This is a genomic window from Modestobacter marinus (assembly GCF_011758655.1).
GTDB classification, from domain to species: Bacteria; Actinomycetota; Actinomycetes; order Mycobacteriales; family Geodermatophilaceae; genus Modestobacter; species Modestobacter marinus.
This window is the reverse complement of the sequence record NZ_JAAMPA010000001.1, coordinates 2,426,809-2,450,393: the sequence shown is the minus strand read 5'-3', so window position 1 is coordinate 2,450,393 and position 23,585 is coordinate 2,426,809. Positions and strand designations below refer to the sequence as shown.

Sequence of the window (23,585 nt, the reverse complement as noted above, 5' to 3'; positions counted from 1 at the left end):
GCGTTCAGGAGCCGGCCGCCAGCAGCTCGGCGGTCGCGGCCGCGGTCAGCGCGTCCAGGACCGGGTCGAGGTCGCCGTCCAGCACCTGGTCGAGGTTGTGCGCCTTGAAACCGACCCGGTGGTCGGCGATGCGGTTCTCCGCGAAGTTGTAGGTGCGCACCCGCTCGCTGCGGTCGACCGTGCGCACCTGGCTGCGCCGCTGGTCCGAGGCGGTGGCGGCGGCCTCCTCCCGGGCGGCGGCGAGCAGCCGGGAGCGCAGCACCCGCAGCGCCGACTCGCGGTTCTGCAGCTGGCTCTTCTCGTTCTGCGAGCTGACCACGATCCCGGACGGCAGGTGCGTGATCCGCACCGCGGAGTCGGTGGTGTTGACGCTCTGCCCGCCGGGCCCGGAGGAGCGGAAGACGTCGATGCGCAGGTCGTTCGGGTCGACGCTGACGTCGACCTCCTCGGCCTCGGGGAGCACGAGCACCCCGGCCGCCGAGGTGTGGATCCGGCCCTGGGACTCGGTGACCGGGACCCGCTGCACGCGGTGCACGCCGGCCTCGAACTTCAGCCGGGCGAAGATCCCCTCGTCGGTGCGCGACTTGATCGCCACCGCGACGTCCTTGTACCCGCCCAGTTCGGCCGGCACGGCGTCGAGGACCTCGGTCGCCCAGCCGCGCCGCTCCGCGTAGCGCAGGTACATCCGCAGCAGGTCCCCGGCGAACAGCGCCGACTCCGCCCCGCCCTCCCCCGCCTTGATCTCGAGGATGACGTCCTTGTCGTCGTCGGGGTCCTTGGGCAGCAGCAGCTCGGTGAGCCGGCCGGTCAGCTCACCGACGCTGCCCGCCAGCTCCTCGGCCTCCGCGGCGAAGGACGGGTCCTCCCCGGCGAGCTCCCGAGCGGCGGCGAGGTCGTCGGTCGCGGCGTCGAGGGCCCGGGCGGTCTCCACGACCGGGGCGAGCTGCGCGTACCGCCGGCCCAGCCGGCGGGCCCGCGCGGCGTCGGCGTGCACCGCCGGGTCGGCGAGCTCGGCCTCCAGCTCGCGGTGCTCGGCGAGCAGGCCGGCGAGCCGGTCGCTGCCGGCTCCGGTGCTGCTGCTCACGGGCACTCCTCCTGCTGTGCGTCCCGACAGGCCGCGGACGGGGGCGGACATGACGACGGCGCCCGCGCCGCCCTGGTGCAGGGCGGCGCGGGCGCCGTCGGAGGTGCTACTGGCCGGCGGGGGTGCCGGCAGCGCGCTTGCCGAACCGCTTCTCGAAGCGGGCGACGCGGCCACCGGTGTCCAGGATCTTCTGCTTGCCGGTGTAGAAGGGGTGGCACGCCGAGCAGACCTCGACGGTCAGCTGACCGGTCGGCGAGGTGCTGCGGGTGGTGAACGTGTTCCCGCAACCACAGGTCACCTCGGTGACGTTGTACTGCGGGTGGATGTCGGCCTTCATGCCGGTACACCCTCTCTCTGGTCTCGGGGTCTGCTGGTTCGATCACCGCCGCGGGGCGGCGGCAGAGGCTCAGTCGGCCAGTGTACGTCCCTGGCGAGGTGCCCGGACGTGAGGTGCCGCTCCCGCCCCCACCGCGTGCGACGGGGGCGGGAGGAGCGTCATTCCTTCTCGTTCACGCCCAGGGTGGTCTTCTGGACCTGCATCAGGAACTCGATGTTGTTGCGCGTCTTGCGCATCCGGTCGAGCAGCAGCTCCAGGGCCTGCTGGGGCTCCAGGGCCGACAGCACCCGGCGGAGCTTGATCACGATCGCCAGCTCGTCGGGCGAGAGGAGGATCTCCTCCTTGCGGGTGCCCGAGGCGTTCACGTCGACCGCCGGGAAGACCCGCTTGTCGGCGAGCCGGCGGTCCAGCTTGATCTCGGCGTTCCCGGTGCCCTTGAACTCCTCGAAGATGACCGTGTCCATCGTCGAACCGGTCTCGACCAGCGCCGAGGCGATGATCGTCAGCGAGCCGCCGTTCTCGATGTTGCGGGCGGCACCGAGGAAGCGCTTCGGCGGGTAGAGCGCCGTGGAGTCGACACCACCGGAGAGGATGCGCCCGCTGGCGGGGGCCGCCAGGTTGTAGGCGCGGCCCAGCCGGGTGATCGAGTCCAGCAGGACGACGACGTCGTGACCCATCTCGACCAGACGCTTGGCCCGCTCGATCGACAGCTCGGCGACCGTGGTGTGGTCGGCCGGCGGCCGGTCGAAGGTCGAGGCGATGACCTCCCCCTTCACCGAGCGCTGCATGTCGGTGACCTCTTCGGGCCGCTCGTCGACCAGCACCACCATGAGGTGGACCTCGGGGTTGTTGGTCGTGATCGCGTTGGCGATCGACTGCAGCACCATCGTCTTGCCGGCCTTCGGCGGGCTGACGATCAGCGCCCGCTGGCCCTTGCCGATCGGCATGACCAGGTCGATGAGCCGCGTCGTCATCAGGTGCGACTCGGTCTCCAGCCGCAGGCGGTCCTGCGGGTAGAGCGGGGTCAGCTTGGTGAACTCGGGGCGGTTGCGCGCCTGCTCCGGGTCCAGCCCGTTCACCGAGTCCAGCCGGACCAGTGCGTTGTACTTGTCCTTCTTCTCGCCCTCACGGGGCTGGCGGACCGCACCGGTGATGGCGTCACCGCGGCGCAGGCCGTACCGGCGCACCTGGGACAGCGAGACGTAGACGTCGTTCGGGCCGGTCAGGTACCCCGACGTGCGGACGAACGCGTAGCTGTCCAGCACGTCCAGGATGCCCGCCACCGGGAGCAGGACGTCGTCCTCGCTGACGGTGGGCTCGCCCTGGTCGAAACGCTCGCGCCCGCCGGTGCTGCCACCGCGCCGGTTGCGGTCGCGGTACCGACGGCCACGGCGACCGCGGCCGCCCTCGAAGTCGTCGTCGTCCTCGTCGTTCCGGGGATCCCGGGTGTCGTTGCGGCCGTCGTTGCGGTTGCCCGGGCCGTCGTTGCGGTTGCCGGGGCCGTCGTTGCGGTTGCCCGGGCCGTCGTTGCGGTTGCCGTCCCGGTTGTTGCGGCCCGGCCGACCGGAGTCGCCGTCGCCGCGGTTGCGCCCGCCGCGCTCGCCGTCCCGGTCGGCGCCGTCGCGGCCGCCCCGCTCGTCCCGGCCGGCGGAGTCCCGGTTCCGGTCCTCGCGGCCGCGGTCGTCACGGCTGCGGTCCTCGCGGTTGCCGCGCTCGTCGCGGGAGCCGGAGTCGCGGCTGCGGTCCTCGCGCTCGCCGTCGCGGTTGCCCCGCTCCTCGCGGCTGGCCGAGTCACGGTTGCCGCCGTCGCGGCTGGCCGAGTCGCGGTTGCCGGCGTCGCGGCTGCCGCGCTCGTCGCGCTCGCCGCCGTCCCGGGGGCCGCGGTCGGCACGGTTGCGGCTGCGCTGCGGCCGGTCGCCGTCGGTGCGGCTGTCGGACGGCGCCGGGTCGCTCCCCTGGGCCGGAGCCGGCTCCGCGGTCTCGTCCGCGGTGACCGGGGCTGCGGTACCGCCGGCCGGGGAGTCGACGGTCGGCGCGCCGGCCGGACGGCTGGCCCCGCGGCGACGGCGGCCCGTGGGGGCCGGCTCGCTGGGGGCGGCGTCGGTGGCGGCGGTGTCCGTGGTGGTGGCGGCGTCGGTGGCCGTCGCGTCGGTGCCGGGAGCGGGCGTCGGACCGCCGTTGGCACCGCCGCTGACCGGGGCCTCCAGGGGCGCGGCCGGAGCCGTGCGGCTCTCGTCGGCGCGGGGGGCGGGCACGGTCGGGGCGGTGGCCGGCTCGGCGCCCACCTGGCGCTCGGAGATGGCGGCGACGAGGTCGCTCTTGCGCATCTTGCCGGTGCCGGGGATGCCCAGTTCGCCGGCCAGGCGCTGCAGCTCGGGCAGCAGCATGCCGGCCAGTCCGCTGCCACGGCGGCGCGAACGGGGAGCCGTCCCGCTGCCGGCAGCTGCCTCGTCGGACGGGGCGGCGTCGGGCGCGCCGTCGATGAGGTCGGTGCTCTCGCTCACGTACAGGTCCTTCCCTGCGGTGACCTGCGCCTACCAGCGCAGGAGGTGACCCGGCCCCGGGACGCGAGAGCCCGGTACTGGACTCGTCGGATCGGCAGGGAGTGCTCGGGTTCGTGGATGCGAGGGGTTCAGCGGCGACGGATCGACCGTCTGCAACGCCTCGCGTGAGGCTCGCCCGGAGGCGGCTACGTCGTCAGCCTAGACACAGGCTCACAGTGCTCACAACACAGTCCGTCACGGATGTGTTCCGAGCGCCGGAGACGATACCGCATCGTGATCAACGGGCAGCGGGGTGACGACCGCGCCGGTGGGGTCGACGGGCAGCGGCCGGCACTCCCACCCGGCCGGTGTGGCTTCCTGCAGGGCCCTGACCTGCGCGGCAGCAGCCGGCGCAGCGGCGTCCTCGTCGGGGCCGAGCACCGCCAGCGCCAGCACGCACGGGCCGGCGCCGGAGACGACGGCGGCGTGCCCGTCGGCCCGCAGCCGGGCCAGCAGGGTCGCGCTCTCGGGCATGGCCGGTGCTCGCTGCGCCTGGTGCAGCCGGTCCTCGGTGCCCTCGAGGAGCAGCGCCGGGTCACGGGTGAGCGCGTGCACCAGGAGCGCGGAGCGGCCGGCGGCGTGCGCGGCGTCGGCGTGCGGCACGGACGCGGGCAGCAGCTCCCGGGCCAGGTGCGTGGCCAGCGTGGTGCTCGGGACGAACAGCACCGGGGCGATCCGCGGGTCGACGGCCAGCCGCGCGGCGCGGGCGCCGGAGGCCGTCGTCCAGGACAGCGTGGCCCCACCGAGCAGGCAGGGGGCGACGTTGTCGGGGTGCCCCTCCAGCTCCGAGCAGAGCCGGAGCACCGCATCGTCGTCGACCTCGGCGACGTCGGGGCACAGCGCCCAGGCGGCCAGCACGCCGGCGGTCACCGCGGCGGCGGAGGAGCCCATCCCCCGCCCCTGCGGGATGGTGTTGCGCGCGGACAACCGCAGGCCGGGCGGCGTCCACCCCAGCTCGGCGGAGGCGGCGCGGAACGCCCGCACCACCAGGTGCGACTCGTCGGTCGGCAGCTCGCCGGCGCCGGCGCCGCTCACCTCGACGGTCAGCCCACCGTCGGTGACGGCGACGTCGAGGGAGTCCCAGCAGGACAGCGCCAGCCCGGCGCAGTCGTAGGCCGGACCGAGGTTCGCGCTCGTCGCCGGGACGCGGATCCGGACGGCCGCAGCCTGCTCCACTCAGAGCCCCAGCTGCGCCGCGGCGGCGGCCGCGTCGACCGGGATGGTGACCGGTGCGGGCGCACCGGAGATCGCCCACTCCGGGTCCTTGAGGCCGTTGCCGGTCACGGTGCAGACGACCCGCTGCCCCGGCTCGAGCCCACCGGCCTCGGCCACCTGCAGCAGACCGGCCACCGACGCGGCCGACGCCGGCTCGACGAAGACCGCCTCGCTGCGGGCCAGCAGCCGGTAGGCGGCGAGGATCGCCCGGTCGGTGACGGCGTCGATCCGGCCACCGGAGGTGTCCCGCGCGTCCAGCGCCTTCGTCCAGGACGCCGGGTTGCCGATCCGGATGGCGGTGGCGATCGTGCTGGGCTGCTCGACGACCTTGCCGGTGACGATCGGTGCCGCGCCGGCCGCCTGGAAGCCCCACATCGCCGGGGTGCGGGTCGCCGGGCCGGGGGTCTCCGACGTGTCGCGGTACTCGCGGTAGCCCTGCCAGTAGGCGGTGATGTTGCCCGCGTTGCCGACCGGCAGGCAATGCACGTCGGGTGCGTCGCCGAGCACGTCGACGATCTCGAACGACGCCGTCTTCTGGCCCTCGATCCGGTACTGGTTGACGCTGTTGACCAGGCTGACCGGGTAGTCGATCGCCAGCTTGCTGGCCAGCGCCAGGCAGTCGTCGAAGTTGCCCTCGACCTGCAGCAGCTTCGCGCCGTGCACCAGCGCCTGGGCGAGCTTGCCGGTGGCGATCTTGCCCTGCGGCACCAGCACCGCACAGACCAGCCCGGCGCGCGCGGCGTAGGCCGCGGCACTCGCACTGGTGTTGCCGGTGGAGGCGCAGATCACCGCCTGCGCGCCCTCCTCCACGGCCTTGGAGATGGCCATGGTCATGCCGCGGTCCTTGAACGACCCCGTGGGGTTGGCGCCCTCGACCTTCAGCCAGACGTCGCACCCGGTGCGGCGGGACAGCTCCGGCGCGGGCAGCAGCGGCGTGGCGCCCTCCTGCAGCGTGACCACCGGGGTCGCGGCGCTCACCGGCAGCCGGTCCCGGTAGGCCTCGATCAGCCCCGGCCAGTACGGCGAGACGGGGGCCCGCAGGCCCGTCGGGAGTCCAGCGCTCATGACCACATCACCCGTTCGCCTCCGCGGGACGTTCCGCTCACAGCCCCTCCACCCGCAGCACGCTGGTCACGCCGCGGACGGCCGACATCTCCCGCAGCCGGGCGACCGTCGTGGCCAGCGCCGCGTCGGGGGCCCGGTGGGTCACGATCACCAGCGTGGCGGCGTCGCCGTGCCCGTCCTGGCGGACGGTGGCGATGCTGACGCCCTGCGCGGCGAACTCGTGCGCGACGGTCGCCAGCACACCGGGCTTGTCGGCGACGTCGAGGCTCACGTGGTAGCGGGTCGGGGTGTCGGCCATCGGCCGCACGGCGAGGCCGGCGTAGCCCGTCGTCCCCGGCCCGGCGACACCGGCCACCCGGTTGCGGGCGACCGCGACCAGGTCGCCCAGCACCGCACTGGCGGTGGGCTGCCCACCGGCGCCCTGGCCGTAGAACATCAGCTCACCGGCCGCCTCGGCCTCGACGAAGACGGCGTTGAACGCCCCGCCCACCGCGGCCAGCGGATGGGTGGTCGGGATCATCGCCGGGTGCACCCGGACGGCGACGGAGTCGTCGGCGCCGTCGCTGCCCGCGACCCGTTCGCAGATCGCCAGCAGCTTGACCGTGCAGCCGATCTCGGCGGCCCGGGCGACGTCGGTCGCCGACACCGCGGAGATGCCCTCGCGGTGGACGTCGGCGGCGGTGACCGGGGAGTGGAAGGCCAGCGAGGCCAGGATGGCCGCCTTGGCCGCGGCGTCGAACCCGTCGACGTCGGCGGTCGGGTCGGCCTCGGCGAACCCGGCGTCGGTCGCCTCGGCCAGGGCCTCACCGAACCCGGCGCCGGTCTCGACCATCCGGGAGAGGATGTAGTTCGTCGTCCCGTTGACGATGCCGACCACCCGGCGGAGCTGGTCACCGGCCAGCGACTCGCGCAGCGGGCGCAGCAGCGGGATCGCCCCGGCGACCGCGGCCTCGTAGTACAGGTCGACACCGGCCTCGGCGGCCGCGGCGTGCAGCGCCACGCCGTCCTCGGCCAGCAGCGCCTTGTTGGCGCTCACCACCGACTTCCCGGCGCCGATGGCGGCCAGCAGCAGCGTGCGGGCCGGCTCGATGCCACCGATCACCTCGACCACCAGGTCGACGTCGGGCCGGGTGACCAGTTCCTCGGCGTCGGTGGTCAGCAGCTCGGCAGGCACCTCGGGGTGCCGGTCGGGACGGCGGACGGCGACCCCGGCGACCTCCACCCGGCGCCCGATGCGCGCGGTGAGGTCCTCGGACTGCTCGGACAGCAGCCGCAGGACGGCGCCGCCCACCGTGCCGCAGCCCAGCAGGGCCACCTTCAGGGAATCGCTCACGACTGGGCTCCTGCGGCGTGCTCGGGCGCCGGCTGGTCGATCGCCGGGCTGGGGGCGGGCACGTCGGCGAGGACGGCGTCGAGGGCGAACACGTCGGACAGTGTCTGACGCCGGACGATCTCGGTGGCCACCCCGTCCCGCACGGCGACCACCGGCGGCTTCAGCAGGTAGTTGTAGTTGCTCGCCATCGACCAGCAGTAGGCGCCGGTCGCGGCGACCGCCAGCAGGTCGCCGGGCTGGACGTCCGACGGCAGCCACAGGTCACGGACCAGCACGTCGCCGCTCTCGCAGTGCTTGCCGACCACGCGGCAGAGCGCCGGCGGGGCGTCGGAGCTGCGGTTGGCCAGCACGCAGGTGTAGCTGGCGTCGTAGAGGGCGGTGCGGATGTTGTCGCTCATCCCGCCGTCGACGGACACGTAGTTGCGCACCAGCGGGGTGCCCGGGGCGCCGCTGGCCCCGAGCCGCACCGGCTTGATGGTGCCGATCTCGTAGAGCGTGACGGTGCCGGGGCCGGCGATCGCCCGGCCCGGCTCGACGGCCAGCCGCGGCACCGGCAGCCCCAGGGCGGCGCACTCGGCGGCGATGACCGCCCGCAGCCGCACCGCGACGTCCTCGGGGCTGACCGGGTCGTCCTCGGAGAGGTAGGCGATGCCGAACCCGCCGCCGAGGTTGAGCTCGCCGAGCACCTCACCGGTGGCCTGGTGCACCTGGCCGAGCAGGCCGACGACCCGGTGCGCGGCGGCCTCGAAGCCGGCCGTGTCGAAGATCTGCGAGCCGATGTGGCTGTGCAGCCCGGCCAGGTGCAGGCCCGGCTCGCGGATCACCCGGACCGCTGCGGTGAGGGCGTCACCGGTGGCCAGCGAGAAGCCGAACTTCTGGTCCTCGTGGGCGGTGGCGATGAACTCGTGGGTGTGCGCCTCGATGCCGACCGTCGACCGGATGAGCACCGGCACCGGCGCACCCCCGGCGGCCACCCGGGCCTCCCCGAGCGGCACCAGCCGGTCGATCTCGTCGAAGGAGTCCAGCACGACGTGGCCGATCCCGGCGTCGACCGCGAGATGCAGCTCGAGCAGCGACTTGTTGTTGCCGTGCAGCGCGATCCGCTCGGCCGGGAAGCCGGCGGCCAGCGCGACCGCGAGCTCGTTGCCGCTGCAGGCGTCCAGGTGCAGGCCGTCGTCGGCGATCCAGCGGGCCACCTGGCCGCAGAGGAACGCCTTGGAGGCGTAGTGCACGTCGGCGTCGGCGAAGGCGCCGGCGAAGTCGGCGGCCCGGCCGCGGAAGTCGCCCTCGTCCAGCACGAACAGCGGCGTGCCGTGCTCGCGGGCCAGGTCGGTCACCCGGCGGCCGCCCAGCTCCAGCTCGCCGTCGACCCGCCGGGCCGACCGCGGCCACACCTGCGGGTCGAGCACGCCCAGGTCCGCCGGTGCCGGGCCGGCCGCCGGGGGCGGCGCGATGTTCCCGTGCAGCGGGCCCGCCGGGTGCGCCCTCACATCCGCTCCGGGGCGGAGACGCCGAGCACGGCCAGGCCGTTGCGCAGGACGGTGGCGGTCGCGGCGCACAGCCACAGCCGGGCCGTGGTCACCGGGGTGGCCTCCTCGTCACCGCGCGGCAGCACCCGGCAGGAGTCGTAGAACCGGTGGTAGGTGCCGGCCAGCTCCTCCAGGTAGCGGGCCACCCGGTGCGGGGCCCGCAGCTCCGCGGCCGAGGCCACCACCCGGGGGAACTCCCCCAGTGCCCGGAGCAGGTCGCCCTCGCGCTGGTGGGCCAGCGCCGCGGTGTCCACGTCGCCGGCCTCGCCGAGCGGCAGGCCGAGGTCGGCGGCGCCGCGCAGCAGCGAGGAGATCCGGGCGTGGGCGTACTGGACGTAGAAGACCGGGTTGTCGTTGGTCTGCCGGCTCCACAGGTCCAGGTCCAGGTCGATCTGCTGGTCGACCGAGGCCCGGGCCAGCGCGTACCGGGCGGCGTCGGCCCCGACGGCGGCGACCAGGTCCTCCAGCAGCACCACCGTGCCAGCGCGCTTGCTCATCCGCAGCGGCTCCCCGTCCCGGACGAGGTTCACCAGCTGGCCGATCAGGATCTCCAGGTTGACGTCCGGGTCGTCACCGAGGGCGGCCACCAGCGCCTTGTACCGGCCGATGTAGCCGTGGTGGTCGGCGCCCAGCATGATCACGACCTTGTCGAAGCCGCGCTCGCGCTTGTCCAGGTAGTAGGCGCAGTCGGCGGCGAAGTAGGTCGTCTCGCCGTCGCTCTTGACCAGCACCCGGTCCTTGTCGTCGCCGAAGGTCGTCGTCCGCAGCCAGACCGCGCCGTCGGCCTCGAAGACGTGGCCCTGCTCGCGCAGCCGGGCCACCGCCTTCTCCAGCGCGCCGGTCTCGTGCAGGGTGCGCTCGCTGAAGTACACGTCGAAGGCGACGCCGAAGTCGGCCAGCGTGCGCTTGATCTCGGCGAACATCAGGTCGACGCCGAGCACCCGGAACCGTTCCTGCTGGTCGGCCTCGGGCAGCTCCAGGACCCCGGGCTCGGCGGCGACCACCTGGCCGGCGATCTCACCGATGTAGTCCCCGGCGTAGCCGTCCTCGGGCACCGGCCGGCCGTGCGCCGCCGCCATCAGGCTCAGCGCGAAGCGGTCGATCTGCGCGCCGGCGTCGTTGAAGTAGTACTCCCGGGTCACCTGCGCGCCGCTGGCGGTCAGCAGCCGGCCGAGGGCGTCGCCGACGGCGGCCCACCGGGTGCCGCCGATGTGCACCGGACCGGTCGGGTTGGCCGACACGAACTCCAGGTTCAGCCGCTGCCCGGCCAGCACCTCGGTGCGCCCGTAGGCCTCCCCCGCGGCGACCACCCGGACGGCGATCTGGCCCAGGGCGTCCTTGGCGAGCGTGACGTTGAGGAAGCCGGGCCCGGCGACGTCGACCGCGGAGACGCCCTCGACGCCGCGCAGCTCGCCGGCGAGCACCTCGGCGACCTCCCGCGGCGGGCGACCGGCGGCCTTGGCCAGCCGGAGCGCCACGTTGGTGGCGTAGTCGCCGTGCTCGGGGTTCTTCGGCCGCTCGATCACGACCTCGTCGGGGACGGCGACGGAGAGCACGCCGCGCTCCACGGCCGCCGCGACTGCGGACCGGACGACGTCGCTGAGCTGCTCGGGTGTCACCGTTCGATCGTACGGAGCCGGGCATCCCCGTTCCGACGTGCCCGCCGCGCTGTGGGCCGGGACACCTCCGCCGGGGTCGCCGACGTCCAGGGAGCCCACAGGTCCGCGACCTAGACTCGCCCGCGCCGGACGGGACCAGCCCGGGACGGACGCGGGCACGCACTGGCTCATCGAGACAGCGGCCCACGACGCACAGCGAGCGAGGAGCGGCAGTGGCCAAGGACCCCAAGCCCGAGAACGGCCGCGCGAGCAGCGGCGCTTCCCGTGGGGGGTCACGGGTCCCCGGCAAGGGCTCGGGCGGCCGGGGGCGCACGCGCCCGCCGACCACGGTGGTCACCCAGCAGAAGCCGTGGGGCCTGATCGCCGCGGCCGTCGCGGTGGTCGTCTTCGCCGCGGCCATCATCGGCTACGCCGTCGTCCAGGTGAACGAGGCCAACGCCGACAAGGTCACCGAGGCCAGCCAGATCACCGGCCTGGAGACCTTCGACTACGCCGCCGGCCAGGAGCACGTCACCACGCCGGTGAGCTACACCGAGAGCCCGCCGGTCGGCGGCCCGCACGACGGCGAGTGGGCCGACTGCACCGGCACCGTCTACGACGTGGACATCCGGCACGAGAACGCCGTCCACTCCATGGAGCACGGCGCCACCTGGATCACCTACGACCCCGAGCTGATCGCCGACGGCGACCTCGCCACGCTGGAGGAGCTGGTCGAGGGCACGTCCGGGCTCATGCTCTCGCCCTACGCCGGGCTGGGCTCGCCGATCAGCCTGCAGTCGTGGAACCACCAGCTGACCGTCGACTCCGCCGACGACATCCGGGTGCAGCAGTACGCCGACTTCATGACCTACAACGCCGAGTTCTACCCCGAGGTCGGGGCCAGCTGCGAGAACCCGCTGTTCATCACGGACCCGCTGGTCGCGGGCGACGGCAGCCGGGGCACCGACGCGATGGCCACCGACGCGCCGACGACGTCGACCCCGGCGGCCGAGACCACCTCGGCGCCCTGACCCGCCGCCCGCCTGCCGCACGCCCGGAGAGGAACCGATGACCGATCCCGGAACCGACGACGACCGCGGCACCACCGGCCCCGGGCGGTCCCGCGGCTGGCTGACCGGCGTCCTGGTGGCGGTGATCGCCCTCGGGCTCCTGGTGGCCGGCGGCGGGCTGGCCGTCGCGCTGGGCATCGGGCGCGACGAGCAGCCCACCACCGACTCGGTGGCCGCCGGGTTCTCCCGGGACATGTCCCGGCACCACCTGCAGGCGGTGGAGATGGCCAACCTCGCGCTCACCGAGACCACCGACCCGGAGATCCGCCAGCTGGCCTTCGACATCTCCGCCACCCAGACCAACCAGCTGGGCCGGATGCAGGGCTGGCTGGCCCTGTGGGACCTGCCGTTCAACGGTGGCGAGACCATGGCCTGGATGACCGACGCCGAGATGGCCGGACACGACATGGGCGACGACGCGGCCGGCCACGACATGGGCAGTCCCGCGCTGATGCCCGGCATGGCGACCGAGGCCGAGCTCGCCGAGCTGCGCTCGCTGAGCGGGACGGCGTTCGACCGGATGTTCCTGCAGCTGATGATCCGGCACCACCAGGGCGGGCTGGCCATGGCCGAGTACGGCCAGGAGCACTCCGACGTCGACGTCGTGGAGCAGCTGGCCCGGTCGATCGCGGAGACCCAGAGCGCCGAGACGGCCACCATGGCGGCGATGCTCCGGGCACGCGGCGGGGAGCCCCTGCCGGCGCCCTGACCCCGTCGCCGGCGGGACGGGGCCCCTGTCGGGAGCGCACCGGCGGGCTGGTAACGTGCCACGGGCGCCGAGCGGGAGCGGAGCGCAGCACGATCGCAGGACAGCACGACACGCGGACGAGCCCCCGTAGCTCAGGGGATAGAGCACTGCCCTCCGGAGGCAGGGGCGCAGGTTCGAATCCTGCCGGGGGCACACCAGCCCAGCTCGCACCGCGACTCCCCGCCCGCCCAGGACACTGCGTCCCGGGCGGGCGGCGTCGTTCCCGGGGTGGTCAGCCCTGCTGGACCGCGCCGTCGGCCACCGCGAACCGCCGGGTGGTGTGCACCGCCTCGAGCATCCGGCGGTCGTGGGTGACCAGCAGCAGCGTGCCGGTGTAGTCGGCCAGCGCCTGCTCCAGCTGCTCGATCGCCGGCAGGTCCAGGTGGTTGGTCGGCTCGTCGAGCACCAGGACGTTCACCCCGCGTGCCTGCAGCAGCGCCAGCGCCGCGCGGGTCCGCTCCCCCGGCGACAGGGTGCCGGCCGGCCGCACCACGTGGTCGGCACGCAGCCCGAACTTCGCCAGCAGGGTCCGCACGTCGGCGTCCGGCAGGTCGGGCACCTCCGCGCCGAACGCGGCCGACAGCGGCTCCTCGCCCAGGAACAGCCCGCGCACCTGGTCGACCTCGCCCAGCCGCACGCCCGAGCCGAGCGACGCCGTCCCCTCGTCCAGCGGCAGCCGGCCCAGCAGCGCGGCCAGCAGGGTGCTCTTCCCCGAGCCGTTGGCCCCGGTGATCGCCACCCGGTCGCCCCAGTCGACCTGCAGGTCCACCGGCCCGAGGGTGAACCCGCCGCGGCGGACGACGGCACCACGGAGCGTGGCGACCACGGCGCCGGCCCGCGGGGCCGCGGCGATCTCCATCCGCAGCTCCCACTCCTTGCGCGGCTCCTCGACCACCTCGAGCCGCTCGATCCGCCGCTCGGTCTGCTTCGCCTTGGCGGCCTGCTTCTCCGACGAGGACCGGTTGGCCGCCTTGATGTGCTTGTCGCCGTCCTTGGACTTCTTGATCGAGTCGCGGACGCCCTTGGCCATCCAGTTGCGCTGCATCCGCGCCCGGGCCTCCAGCGAGGCCTTGGTGTCGGCGAACTCCTCGAAGTCCTCCCGGGCGTGCCGGCGGGCCACCTCCCGCTCGACGAGGTACGCCTCGTAGCCGCCGTCGTGCACCCGCACCAGCTGCTGGGCCAGGTCCAGCTCCACCACCCGGGTGACGGTGCGGGCGAGGAACTCCCGGTCGTGGCTGACCAGCACCACCCCGGTGCGCAGGCCGGCGACGAAGCGCTCCAGCTGCTCCAGCCCGGCCAGGTCGAGGTCGTTGGTGGGCTCGTCGAGCAGCAGGACGTCGTACCGGCTCAGCAGCAGCGAGGCCAGCCCGACCCGGGCGGCCTGCCCGCCGGAGAGCCCGACCGTCGCCGCGTCCAGCGCGACGCCGGGGGCCACCGAGTCGACGACCGCCCCGGCGCGCTCGGCCAGGTCGGCGCCGCCGAGGGCCAGCCAGCGCTCCAGGGCGTCGCCGTACCGGTCGTCGGCGCCCGGGGCACCGGCGGTGAGCGCCTCGGTGGCCTCCTCCATGGCCCGCTCGGCGGCGGCGACCCCGGTCCGGCGGGCCAGCAGGTCGAGCACGGTCTCCCCCGGCCGCCGGTCGGTCTCCTGCGGCAGGTAGCCGACCGTCGCCGACGGCGGGCTGAGCGCGATCTCCCCGGACTCGGCCGGCAGCACCCCGGCCAGCGTCTTCAGCAGGGTGGACTTGCCGGCACCGTTCACCCCGACCAGGCCGACGACGTCGCCGGGGGCGACGACGAGGTCGAGGTCGGCGAACAGGACCCGGGCGCCGTGACCGGCGGCCAGTCCACGGGCGAGCAGCGTGGCGGACACCCGCACATGGTGCCGCCCGCTCACCGGACGCCCGGTGAGCGGCCCCGGTGGACCCCTCAGTCGGCGAAGGGGCCGGCCGCGCCGGGCGGCTCCTCGTCCTCGGGCAGCGCGAGGACGTCGTCGGCGATCTCGTCGAGCAGCTCCTCGAACGCGGTCACCCCCGGCGCCTCCTCGCCCGGGCTGCCCCGGCGGACCAGCCAGGGGCGCAGGTTGTCGTAGCCGCGCACCGACACCCGGCGCAGCGGCCGCACCCGGTACTCCCGGACACCGCGCAGCTCGCGCGCCAGCTGCTGGTCGACCAGGACGGTCGAGGGCCGGGCGATCGAGGTCAGCCGGCTGGCCAGGTTGACCACCGGTGAGTAGACGTCGCCGAGCCGGGTGAGCACCGGCCCGTACGCCGCACCGACCCGCAGCGGCGGGCGGTCCGCGGCGGTCCACTCGTCCGGGAGCAGCAGGGCGATCTCCACGGCGTCCACCGGGTCGGCACAGGTGAACAGCACGCCGTCCCCGACCGTCTTCACCACCCGGCCGCGGAACCGGGCGATGACGTCGGCGGCCAGCCCCTCGAAGTCCTCGACCATCGCGCCCAGCTCCCGCCCGCCCATGCCGCGGCTGCGCGAGGTGTAGCCCACGAGGTCGGCGAAACCGACCGCCAGCTCCCGCCGGTCCCCGGTGCCCGGGGCGAGGAACAGCCGCTCGGCGTTGGCGGCCAGGTGCCGGCGCCAGACGTAGTCCTGCAGCTCGCGCATCAGCGGCAGCAGCCGCTCGGTGGAGCGGACGGCGGCGGCCTCGGCCGTCGCCGGGTCCGCCGGGGAGGTGCTGAGCAGCATCCCCAGCATGTCGGTCTGCCAGTCGGCCAGCCGGGACAGCGACTGGCCCATGGCGCGGGCGATGGACGCCTCGGCGCCGGGCTCGACGAAGCCCGAGTCGATCAGCGCCGACAGCCGGGCCAGGGCCCGGACGTCGGCGTCGGTGAACGCCGGGTCGCCCTCGGGGACGTCGGCGAAGCCCAGGGCCCGCCACAGCCGCTGGGTGCGCTCCGGGGGCATGCCGGCGAGCTCGGCCACCTGCCGGCGGGTGTACCGGCGTGGCCCCTCGAGCAGCAGCCGCTCCAGGGACTCGCGCGGGTCGGGGCCCGGTTCGGACGTCGGCAGCGCTCAGCCCGCGCGGTGCCCACCGGCCGGCGGGCCGACGACGCTGACAGCGGCGTTCACCGGACCTCCTCGGCGGGCGTTGGTCGGCCGCCTGCACGGCCTGCTGGACCTGGCGTCGGTGAGCGAGCCCGCTCACCCGGGCGGAACCTACCGAACTCGCGCGCCATGAGGTGTCACCGGTCACGGTCCGGCCGTGAAGTCCTCGCGCCGGGGGGTGCCGGTGCGCTTGGATGGCCCCGGCGCCGGACCCGCCGGCGGAGCGAGGAGGGCGAGATCAGCAGCGGCAGAACGGCCACGGTGGACCCCGTCCGGGTCGAGGTGGACGGCCTCACGAAGACGTTCGGCAAGGTGCGCGCGGTCGACGACCTGAGCTTCACCGTCGAGCCGGGGCAGGTGACCGGTTTCCTGGGGCCCAACGGCGCCGGGAAGACCACCACGCTGCGGATGGCCCTGGGCCTCATCACGCCCGACACCGGGACGACCACGTTCAACGGCGTCCGCTACGCGGGACTGCCGGAGCCGATGCGCCAGGTCGGCGCGGTGCTGGAGACGGCGTTCCACCCCGCACGCAGCGGCCGCGACCACCTGCGGGTGTACTGCCGCGCGACCGGCCTGCCGGTCGGCCGCGCCGACGAGGTGCTCGAGCAGGTCGGGCTCGGCACCGCCGGCCGGCGCCGGGCCGGGGGCTACTCCCTCGGCATGCGCCAGCGCCTCGGGCTGGCCACGGCGCTGCTGGGCGACCCGGCCGTGCTGGTCCTCGACGAGCCGGCCAACGGCCTGGACCCGGAGGGCATCCAGTGGCTGCGCGGGTTCCTCCGCCACCTGGCCCACGACCAGGGCCGCACGGTGCTGGTCTCCAGCCACCTGCTGGCCGAGGTGGAGCAGACCGCCGACCGGGTGGTGATCGTCGGCGCCGGCAAGCTCGTCCGCCAGGGGACGCTGGCCGAGCTGCGGTCCGGCAGCTCCGGCAGCGTGCTGGTGCGCAGCCCGCAGAGCACCGCGCTGGCCGACCTGCTGCGCACCAGCGGGACGACGATCGTCCGCACCGACGGCGCCCCCGACGGGCTCACGGTCACCGGGCTCAGCACCGACGAGATCGGCCGGCGGGCGTTCGCCGGCGGGATCGAGCTGCACGAGCTGCGGCCGCGCACCAGCGGTCTGGAAGAGGTGTACTTCCGGCTGACCGCCGGCCAGGAGCAGTACGCCGCCGCCTCCGAGCAGGGAGCCGTCTGATGGGCACCGTCGTGGCCCGGCTGGTCCGCGCCGAGTGGACGAAGCTGTTCACCACCCGGGTGTGGATCGGCCTGCTGCTGGGCGCCTGCCTGCTCTCCGGGGCGTTCGCGGCGCTGTTCACCGCCTTCGCCGGCAACCCGGACAGCGGGCTCCCGCCGCTGGACTCCCCCGAGTACGGGCAGCTCGCCTTCTCCCTCGCCACGAACGCGACGGTCATCTCGGTGGTGCTCGGCATCATCGGGATCACCCAGGAGTACCGGCACCGCACCGCGACGCCGACCTTCCTCGCCACCCCGCAGCGCGGCCGGGTGGTGGTCGCCAAGCTGCTGGCCTACGCCCTGGTGGCCGTCCCCTACGCGGTCGTCGTCTGTGCGGTGACCGTGGCGGTGGTGCTGGTCTACGGCAACGCCCGCGGTGGCGCACCGGAACTGAGCGGCGAGAACCTCGAGGTGCTCACCTTCTCCGGCCTGGCGCTGGTCATCTACACGGTGATCGGGGTCGGGCTGGGCGCGCTGCTGAAGAACCAGGTCGGCGCCATCGTCGGCGCGCTGATCTACCTCTTCGTCGTGGAGCCGCTGCTGCGCAGCATCCCGGCGACCTCGGGGGCCTACAAGTGGCTGCCCGGTGGCGCGCTGGAGGCGATGACGGCCACCTTCGAGGGGCCGGACCTGCTCGAGCAGTGGCAGGGCGCCCTCCTGCTGCTGGGCTACGGCCTGGCCGCCGCCCTGCTCGGCTCGCTGCTGGCCGTCCGCCGGGACGTGGTCTGAGTGCGCACCCGCCGGGACGGGGCGGAGCCGGGAGCGGCTGCGTGACGAGTCGGATGACCGCCCGCCGGCTCGGGCGGCTGGTCACCGACGGCGAGCTGGAGGCCGTCCGGGCGGCCGTGCAGGAGCAGCCGCACCTGCTGTCGGCCGCGGTCGACCAGGACGGCGCGGACGGCTGGACCGCGCTGCACCTGGCCGTGCTCGCCGGGCAGGCCCCGATGGTGACCGTGCTGGTCGAGGCCGGGGCCGACCCGACCGCCCGCACCGAGGACGGCCGCACGCCCCTGCAGCTGGCCCTGACCCGCACGCCCCACCTGGTGCCGGTGCTCCGCGAGCTGGGCGCCCCGGTCGACGCCGCATCCGCGGCGTTCCTGGGTGAGGTCGAGACGCTGTCCCGGGCGCTGGACGACGGCGTCCCGCTGACCGACCCGGCCACCGGCACCGACCTGCTCAGCTGGGCGGCGACGGCCGGCCGGGCGGGCACGGTGCAGCTGCTGCTGGACCGTGGCGCAGCGCCCGGCCCGGCGCTGCACGCCGCGGCCGCCGTCGGTGCGCCGGCGGTCGTCGAGGCGCTGCTGGCGGCCGGCGCGGACGCCGACGTCCGGGACCCGGCCACCGGCCGCACCCCCCTGCACGCCGCCGTCGCCGGCGCCGCCTCGGACGGTGCCGCCGCGGACGGTGCTGCCGCGGACGGCGATGCCCCGGCGGTGGTACGGCTGCTGATCGACGCCGGAGCCGACCTGGACGCCACCACCCACGACGGCGCGTCCGCCCTGGACATCGCCCGGGTGGCCGCGGCCCGGCAGCGCGCCGCGGCCACCGGGGACACGCCGCACGCCGACTCGCTCGCCGAGATGCTGGTCACCGCGGGCGCGACCGGATGACGCCCGTCCCGGCGGCGCACCGGACCGCGCGGTGCCGTTTCCCGCGGGTCGACAGCCGCCCGTGACCCGGGACACGTGCGGCATGTCACGACGGAGCGCTGCACCCCGGGACCGGGGGCGTAAAGTCGGCACCCGGTCCAACGACGTCCCTCGACGAAGAAGGCACTCGACCCCGTGTCAAGCGTGAGCTCATCCCAGCCGTCCACCGCCCACTCCGCCAACCCCGTGGCGGGCTTCGGCACCAACGAGTGGCTGGTCGAGGAGATGTACCAGCAGTACCTCGCCGATCCAGGGAGCGTGGACCAGGCCTGGCACGACTTCTTCGCCGACTACCGGCCGGGGAGCCCGGTCGCCGACGGCCAGGACCGCACCTCCGAGCCGGCCGAGCCCGAGGCAGGCCAGGCCGGGTCGGCGCCGTCGGCCACCACCTACGCCTCGCCCGCGCCCAGCCGAGAGGTCGCACCGCAGATGTCCCAGTCGGGTCCCGCCGCGCCGAAGCCGGCACCCGCCAGCACGACCCCCGCCGAGAAGGCCCCCGCCGAGAAGGGCTCCTCGGACGAGGGCGCTGACGGCAAGGGAGCTGACGGCAAGGCCGCCGCACCGGCCTCCAACGCCGCCCAGGGCGACGCCCGGTCCGAGGGCACCGTCGTGGCCCGGGCCGCCGAGCGCGCCTCGCAGCAGAAGCCCGCCGCACCGGCCAAGCCGGTCGCCAAGCCCGGAGCCGGCCGCGCCGCCGACGACCAGGACGGCGGCGGACCGAAGCGCACGCCGCTGCGCGGTGCCGCGGCGAGCGTCGTGAAGAACATGAACGCCTCGCTGACCGTGCCGACGGCCACCAGCGTGCGGGCGGTGCCGGCCAAGCTGATGGTCGACAACCGCATCGTCATCAACAACCACCTGGCGCGTGCCCGCGGCGGGAAGATCTCCTTCACCCACCTGATCGGCTACGCGCTGGTCCGGGCGCTGGACGAGTTCCCGAACATGAACAGCGCGTTCGCCGAGGTGGACGGCAAGCCGACCCACGTCCAGCCCGAGCACGTCAACTTCGGCCTGGCCATCGACCTGCCGAAGCCCGACGGCACCCGCTCGCTGGTGGTCGCCTCGATCAAGGCGGCCGAGGAGATGGACTTCGCCGCCTTCTGGGGCGCCTACGAGGACATCATCCGGCGGGCCCGGGCCGGCAAGCTGACGATGGAGGACTTCTCCGGCACGACGATCAGCCTGACCAACCCCGGCACCATCGGCACCAACCACTCGGTGCCGCGGCTGACCACCAACCAGGGCACGATCGTCGGCGTCGGCGCGATGGACTACCCGGCCGAGTTCCAGGGGATGAGCCCCGAGGCGCTGGCCGAGATGGCCGTCTCGAAGATCATCACGCTGACCTCGACCTACGACCACCGGGTCATCCAGGGCGCGGAGTCCGGTGACTTCCTGCGCCGGATGCACCAGCTGCTGCTGGGCCAGGACGGCTTCTACGACGACGTCTTCCGCTCGCTGCGCATCCCCTACGAGCCGGTCCGCTGGGTGCCGGACAAGCGGGTCAGCCACGAGGGGCAGATCGACAAGGAAGCCCGGGTCATCGAGGTCATCGAGGCCTACCGGCGCAACGGCCACCTCATGGCCGACACCGACCCGCTCGAGTTCAAGGTCCGCACCCACCCGGACCTGGACATCGTCCAGCACGGGCTGACCCTGTGGGACCTCGACCGGGAGTTCCCGGTGGGCGGCTTCGCCGGCGAGCGCACGATGCTGCTCCGCGACATCCTCGGCGTGCTGCGCAACTCCTACTGCCGCACCGTCGGCGTGGAGTACATGCACATCACCGACCCCGAGGAGCGCCGCTGGCTCCAGGAGCGGATCGAGGTCAAGCACGACCAGCCCAGCCGGGACAAGCAGAAGCGCGTGCTGGGTCGGCTCAACGCCGCCGAGGCGTTCGAGACCTTCCTGCAGACGAAGTACGTCGGCCAGAAGCGGTTCAGCCTCGAGGGCGGCGAGTCGGTCATCCCGCTGCTGGACGAGGTGCTGGTCAGCTCCTCCGAACACGGCATCGAGGAGGTCGCGATCGGCATGGCCCACCGCGGCCGGCTGAACGTGCTGGCCAACGTGCTCGGCAAGAGCTACGCCAAGATCTTCGGTGAGTTCGAGGGCAACATCGACCCCGGCACCGTGCAGGGCTCCGGCGACGTGAAGTACCACCTCGGGGCCGAGGGATGCTTCGAGCACGAGGGCCGCCAGGTCGCGGTGTCGCTGGCCAGCAACCCGAGCCACCTGGAGACGGTCAACCCGGTGCTCGAGGGCATCGTGCGGGCCAAGCAGGACATGATCGACAAGGGCGAGGGCGGCTTCACCGTGCTGCCCGTGCTGCTGCACGGCGACGCGGCGTTCGCCGGTCAGGGCGTCGTCCAGGAGACGCTGAACCTCTCCCAGCTGCGTGGCTACCGCACCGGCGGCACCGTGCACGTGGTCATCAACAACCAGGTCGGCTTCACCACCAGCCCGGCCCAGTCCCGCTCGACCCTGTACTCCACCGACGTGGCCCGGATGATCGGCGCCCCGGTCTTCCACGTGAACGGGGACGACCCCGAGGCGTGTGTCCGGGTGGCCAAGCTGGCCGTCGACTACCGGCAGGAGTTCAAGAAGGACGTCGTCGTCGACCTGGTCTGCTACCGCCGCCGCGGGCACAACGAGGGCGACGACCCGTCGATGACCCAGCCGCTGATGTACGACATCATCGACCGCAAGCGCTCGGTCCGGAAGCTGTACACCGAGGCGCTCGTCGGCCGCGGCGACATCACGCTGGCCGACGCGGAAGAGGCGCTGAAAGACTACCGCGGGCAGCTCGAGCGGGCCTTCGCCGAGACGCACGACGCCCGCGACTCCTCCACGCCGGAGCCGGTCATGGACCCGCGCTCGCCGCAGGAGGCCACGGTCGACACGGCGATCACCCCCGAGGTGCTCAAGGCGATCGGCGACGCCCACGTGGCCCTGCCGACCGACTTCACCGTGCACCCCAAGCTGCAGCGGATGCTGGAGCGCCGGGCGGCGATGGCCAGCGAGGGCGGCATCGACTGGGCGATGGGCGAGCTGCTGGCCTTCGGGTCGCTGCTCATGCAGGGCGTGCCCGTCCGGCTGGCCGGGCAGGACTCCCGCCGCGGCACGTTCGTCCAGCGGCACTCGGTGCTCATCGACCGGGAGACCGCCGAGGAGCACACGCCGCTGCTGCACCTCACCGAGGAGCAGGCGAAGTTCTTCGTCTACGACTCGCTGCTGTCGGAGTACGCCGCGCTCGGCTTCGAGTACGGCTACTCGGTGGCCAACCCCAAGGCGCTGGTGCTCTGGGAGGCCCAGTTCGGCGACTTCGTCGACGGCGCCCAGATGGTCATCGACGAGTTCATCAGCTCCGGTGAGGCGAAGTGGGGGCAGCGCTCCGGCGTCGTCCTGCTGCTGCCGCACGGGCTGGAGGGCCAGGGCCCCGACCACTCCAGCGGCCGGATCGAGCGCTTCCTGCAGCTGTCGGCCGAGAACAACATGACGGTCGCCAACTGCTCGACGCCGGCGAACTACTTCCACCTGCTGCGCCGCCAGGCGCTGTCGGAGGTGCACCGCCCGCTGGTGGTGTTCACGCCCAAGTCGCTGCTGCGGGCGAAGGCCGCGGTCAGCTCGGTGAGCGACTTCACCGAGGAGCACTTCCGTCCGGTGCTGCCGGACCCGGGTGTGGGCGGGGAGCCCCTGGACGGCTCCGCGGTGCGCCGCGTCCTGCTGTGCAGCGGGAAGATCAGCTACGAGCTGTTCGCCCAGCGGGAGAACGAGGGGACCGCCGACACCGCGATCCTGCGGGTCGAGCAGCTCTACCCGCTGCCGGCCGAGGAGATCGCCGAGGCGCTGGCGGCCTACCCGGACGCGACCGACGTCGTGTGGGTGCAGGAGGAGCCGGCCAACATGGGCGCCGCCCAGTTCATGGCCGTCAACCTGCCCGAACACCTGCCGGCCGGACGCACGCTGCGCCGGGTGTCCCGGAAGGCCTCGGCGAGCCCGGCCGTGGGCTCGGCCAAGGTGCACGAGGTCGAGCAGCGCCAGCTGGTCGCCCGGGCCTTCGCCGACTGAGCCCGGCGGGGCGGGGCAGCACGATGTACTTCACCGATCGCGGCATCGAGGAGCTGGCCGGCCGGCGGGGCGAGGAGGAGGTCTCGCTCTCCTGGCTGGCCGACCAGCTCCAGGCCTTCGTCGACCAGCACCCCGACTTCGAGGTGCCGGTCGAGCGGCTGGCCACCTGGCTGGCCCGGGGCGGCACGGACGACGTCGACGACGACGAGTAGGGCCGTCCCGGCCCCGCCGCTGGGCTGACGGCGCACGGCCCCCGGGACCCGTGCGGCCGGACCGCGGCGGGGGGTCCCGCGCGCCTCCAGCGCCCCGGGACCGGCGGACGGCACGCTGAGTAGGTGCTCGGTCACTCCCACGCCCTGTCCGGTCTGGCCGCCGGCGCCGCGACCCTCCCCTGGGTCCCGGTGCACGGCACGGTCGCCCAGGTCGCCTGGGTCTCCGCCGTCGGCGGCTTCGCCATGCTCCCGGACCTCGACCAGCGCGGTTCGACCATCTCCGGGATGTGGGGCCCGCTCACCGACCTGCCCTCCGGCGTCGTCAACACGATCGCCCGCGGCCACCGCTGGGGCACCCACGACGCCGTCCTCGGCCCGCTGGCCTTCGGGCTGCTGGCCACCGCGGCGACCTGGCACCGCTGGTCGAGCCTGCTGCTGCTGGCGCTGGCGATCGGGCTGGCCCTGCGGGCGCTGCACGTCGTCATCCCCGGCCGCGCGGAGAACACCGTGATCGGCAACCTCGTCCTCTCCTGGGGCGGCGCGTGGCTGCTGCTGGCCCACAGCCCGGCCCCCCAGTGGCTCCCGCTGGCCGTCGCCCTCGGGACCCTGACCCACATCGCCGGCGACTGGCTGACCAAGGAGGGCGTGCCGGTCCCGGTCTTCTGGCTGGCCCGGCGCAGCCGGCTCGCGCCGGTGCACCTGCGCACCGGCGCGGTCGTGGAGAAGGCGGTGCTGGTGCCGCTGTTCCTGGTGGCGACCGTCGTCCTGCTCTACGTCAACACCGGGGCGCGGGACCTGGTCGACCCGCTGCTGGACCGGCTGGGCTGACCGGGCCCGCC

General features: G+C 74.2%; 18 protein-coding genes and 1 tRNA gene. 9 read left to right on the top strand and 10 right to left on the bottom strand.

Annotated features, from left to right (window positions below):
• Positions 1-4 precede the first annotated feature (4 nt).
• The 8 genes from prfA to argS form a co-directional block, all read right to left on the bottom strand.
• Positions 5-1,084: a peptide chain release factor 1 gene (prfA, locus tag FB380_RS11645; protein WP_166755181.1), complete on the bottom strand. Its 1,080-nt coding sequence runs from the start codon at positions 1,082-1,084 to the stop codon at positions 5-7.
• A gap of 106 nt (positions 1,085-1,190) precedes the next feature.
• Positions 1,191-1,421 (bottom strand): 50S ribosomal protein L31, encoded by a 231-nt coding sequence (gene rpmE / locus FB380_RS11640; protein ID WP_166755180.1) that lies wholly within the window; start codon positions 1,419-1,421, stop codon positions 1,191-1,193.
• 158 nt (positions 1,422-1,579) lie between these two features.
• Positions 1,580-3,925: a transcription termination factor Rho gene (gene rho / locus FB380_RS11635; RefSeq protein ID WP_166755179.1), complete on the bottom strand. Its 2,346-nt coding sequence runs from the start codon at positions 3,923-3,925 to the stop codon at positions 1,580-1,582.
• Between the two features lie 234 nt (positions 3,926-4,159).
• Positions 4,160-5,140 carry a homoserine kinase gene (thrB, locus tag FB380_RS11630; protein WP_166755178.1) on the bottom strand — a complete coding sequence of 327 codons (981 nt, stop codon included), beginning with the start codon at positions 5,138-5,140 and terminating at the stop codon, positions 4,160-4,162.
• Complete coding sequence (gene thrC, locus FB380_RS11625; RefSeq protein ID WP_166755177.1) at positions 5,141-6,244, bottom strand: threonine synthase; 1,104 nt, start codon at positions 6,242-6,244, stop codon at positions 5,141-5,143.
• Positions 6,245-6,281: 37 nt separating this feature from the next.
• Positions 6,282-7,577, bottom strand: coding sequence for a homoserine dehydrogenase (locus FB380_RS11620; protein ID WP_166755176.1), 1,296 nt, complete (start codon positions 7,575-7,577; stop codon positions 6,282-6,284).
• Complete coding sequence (gene lysA / locus FB380_RS11615; protein WP_166755175.1) at positions 7,574-9,067, bottom strand: diaminopimelate decarboxylase; 1,494 nt, start codon at positions 9,065-9,067, stop codon at positions 7,574-7,576. Before lysA ends, FB380_RS11620 begins: the two co-directional genes overlap by 4 nt.
• Positions 9,064-10,725 (bottom strand): arginine--tRNA ligase, encoded by a 1,662-nt coding sequence (gene argS / locus FB380_RS11610; protein WP_166755174.1) that lies wholly within the window; start codon positions 10,723-10,725, stop codon positions 9,064-9,066. The genes lysA and argS overlap by 4 nt, the downstream gene beginning before the upstream one ends.
• Positions 10,726-10,937: 212 nt before the next feature.
• Between argS and FB380_RS11605 the strand changes: the two genes are divergently transcribed.
• The 3 genes from FB380_RS11605 to FB380_RS11595 all read left to right on the top strand — a co-directional run bounded on the left by FB380_RS11605 (position 10,938) and on the right by FB380_RS11595 (position 12,675).
• Complete coding sequence (locus FB380_RS11605) at positions 10,938-11,735, top strand: DUF3105 domain-containing protein (protein ID WP_166755173.1); 798 nt, start codon at positions 10,938-10,940, stop codon at positions 11,733-11,735.
• A gap of 37 nt (positions 11,736-11,772) precedes the next feature.
• Positions 11,773-12,483: a DUF305 domain-containing protein gene (locus tag FB380_RS11600; RefSeq protein ID WP_166755172.1), complete on the top strand. Its 711-nt coding sequence runs from the start codon at positions 11,773-11,775 to the stop codon at positions 12,481-12,483.
• A gap of 120 nt (positions 12,484-12,603) precedes the next feature.
• Positions 12,604-12,675, top strand: a tRNA-Arg gene (locus tag FB380_RS11595).
• Positions 12,676-12,754: 79 nt separating this feature from the next.
• Here the strand turns inward: FB380_RS11595 and FB380_RS11590 are convergent.
• Positions 12,755-14,392 carry an ABC-F family ATP-binding cassette domain-containing protein gene (locus FB380_RS11590; RefSeq protein ID WP_166755171.1) on the bottom strand — a complete coding sequence of 546 codons (1,638 nt, stop codon included), beginning with the start codon at positions 14,390-14,392 and terminating at the stop codon, positions 12,755-12,757.
• Positions 14,393-14,448: 56 nt separating this feature from the next.
• A complete protein-coding gene (locus FB380_RS11585; RefSeq protein WP_229682099.1) occupies positions 14,449-15,459 on the bottom strand; it encodes an adenylate/guanylate cyclase domain-containing protein in 1,011 nt (336 codons plus the stop codon).
• Between the two features lie 384 nt (positions 15,460-15,843).
• Between FB380_RS11585 and FB380_RS11580 the strand changes: the two genes are divergently transcribed.
• The 6 genes from FB380_RS11580 (at position 15,844) to FB380_RS11555 (ending at position 23,574) form a co-directional block, all read left to right on the top strand.
• Entirely contained in the window at positions 15,844-16,779 is a 936-nt protein-coding gene (locus FB380_RS11580) for an ABC transporter ATP-binding protein (RefSeq protein WP_229682100.1), read from the top strand.
• Positions 16,779-17,546, top strand: a complete 768-nt coding sequence (locus tag FB380_RS11575) for an ABC transporter permease (protein WP_166755170.1) — start codon at positions 16,779-16,781, stop codon at positions 17,544-17,546. Before FB380_RS11580 ends, FB380_RS11575 begins: the two co-directional genes overlap by 1 nt.
• 41 nt (positions 17,547-17,587) lie before the next feature.
• The gene (locus FB380_RS11570; protein WP_166755169.1) at positions 17,588-18,427 is read left to right on the top strand and encodes an ankyrin repeat domain-containing protein; all 840 of its coding nucleotides are present in this window, start codon (positions 17,588-17,590) and stop codon (positions 18,425-18,427) included.
• 183 nt (positions 18,428-18,610) lie between these two features.
• On the top strand, positions 18,611-22,534 hold the full coding sequence (locus FB380_RS11565; RefSeq protein WP_188959604.1) for a multifunctional oxoglutarate decarboxylase/oxoglutarate dehydrogenase thiamine pyrophosphate-binding subunit/dihydrolipoyllysine-residue succinyltransferase subunit: 3,924 nt from the start codon (positions 18,611-18,613) through the stop codon (positions 22,532-22,534).
• Positions 22,535-22,557: 23 nt separating this feature from the next.
• Positions 22,558-22,746, top strand: a complete 189-nt coding sequence (locus FB380_RS11560; RefSeq protein WP_166755167.1) for a DUF6104 family protein — start codon at positions 22,558-22,560, stop codon at positions 22,744-22,746.
• Positions 22,747-22,869: 123 nt separating this feature from the next.
• Entirely contained in the window at positions 22,870-23,574 is a 705-nt protein-coding gene (locus tag FB380_RS11555; RefSeq protein ID WP_166755166.1) for a metal-dependent hydrolase, read from the top strand.
• Positions 23,575-23,585: the final 11 nt, after the last annotated feature.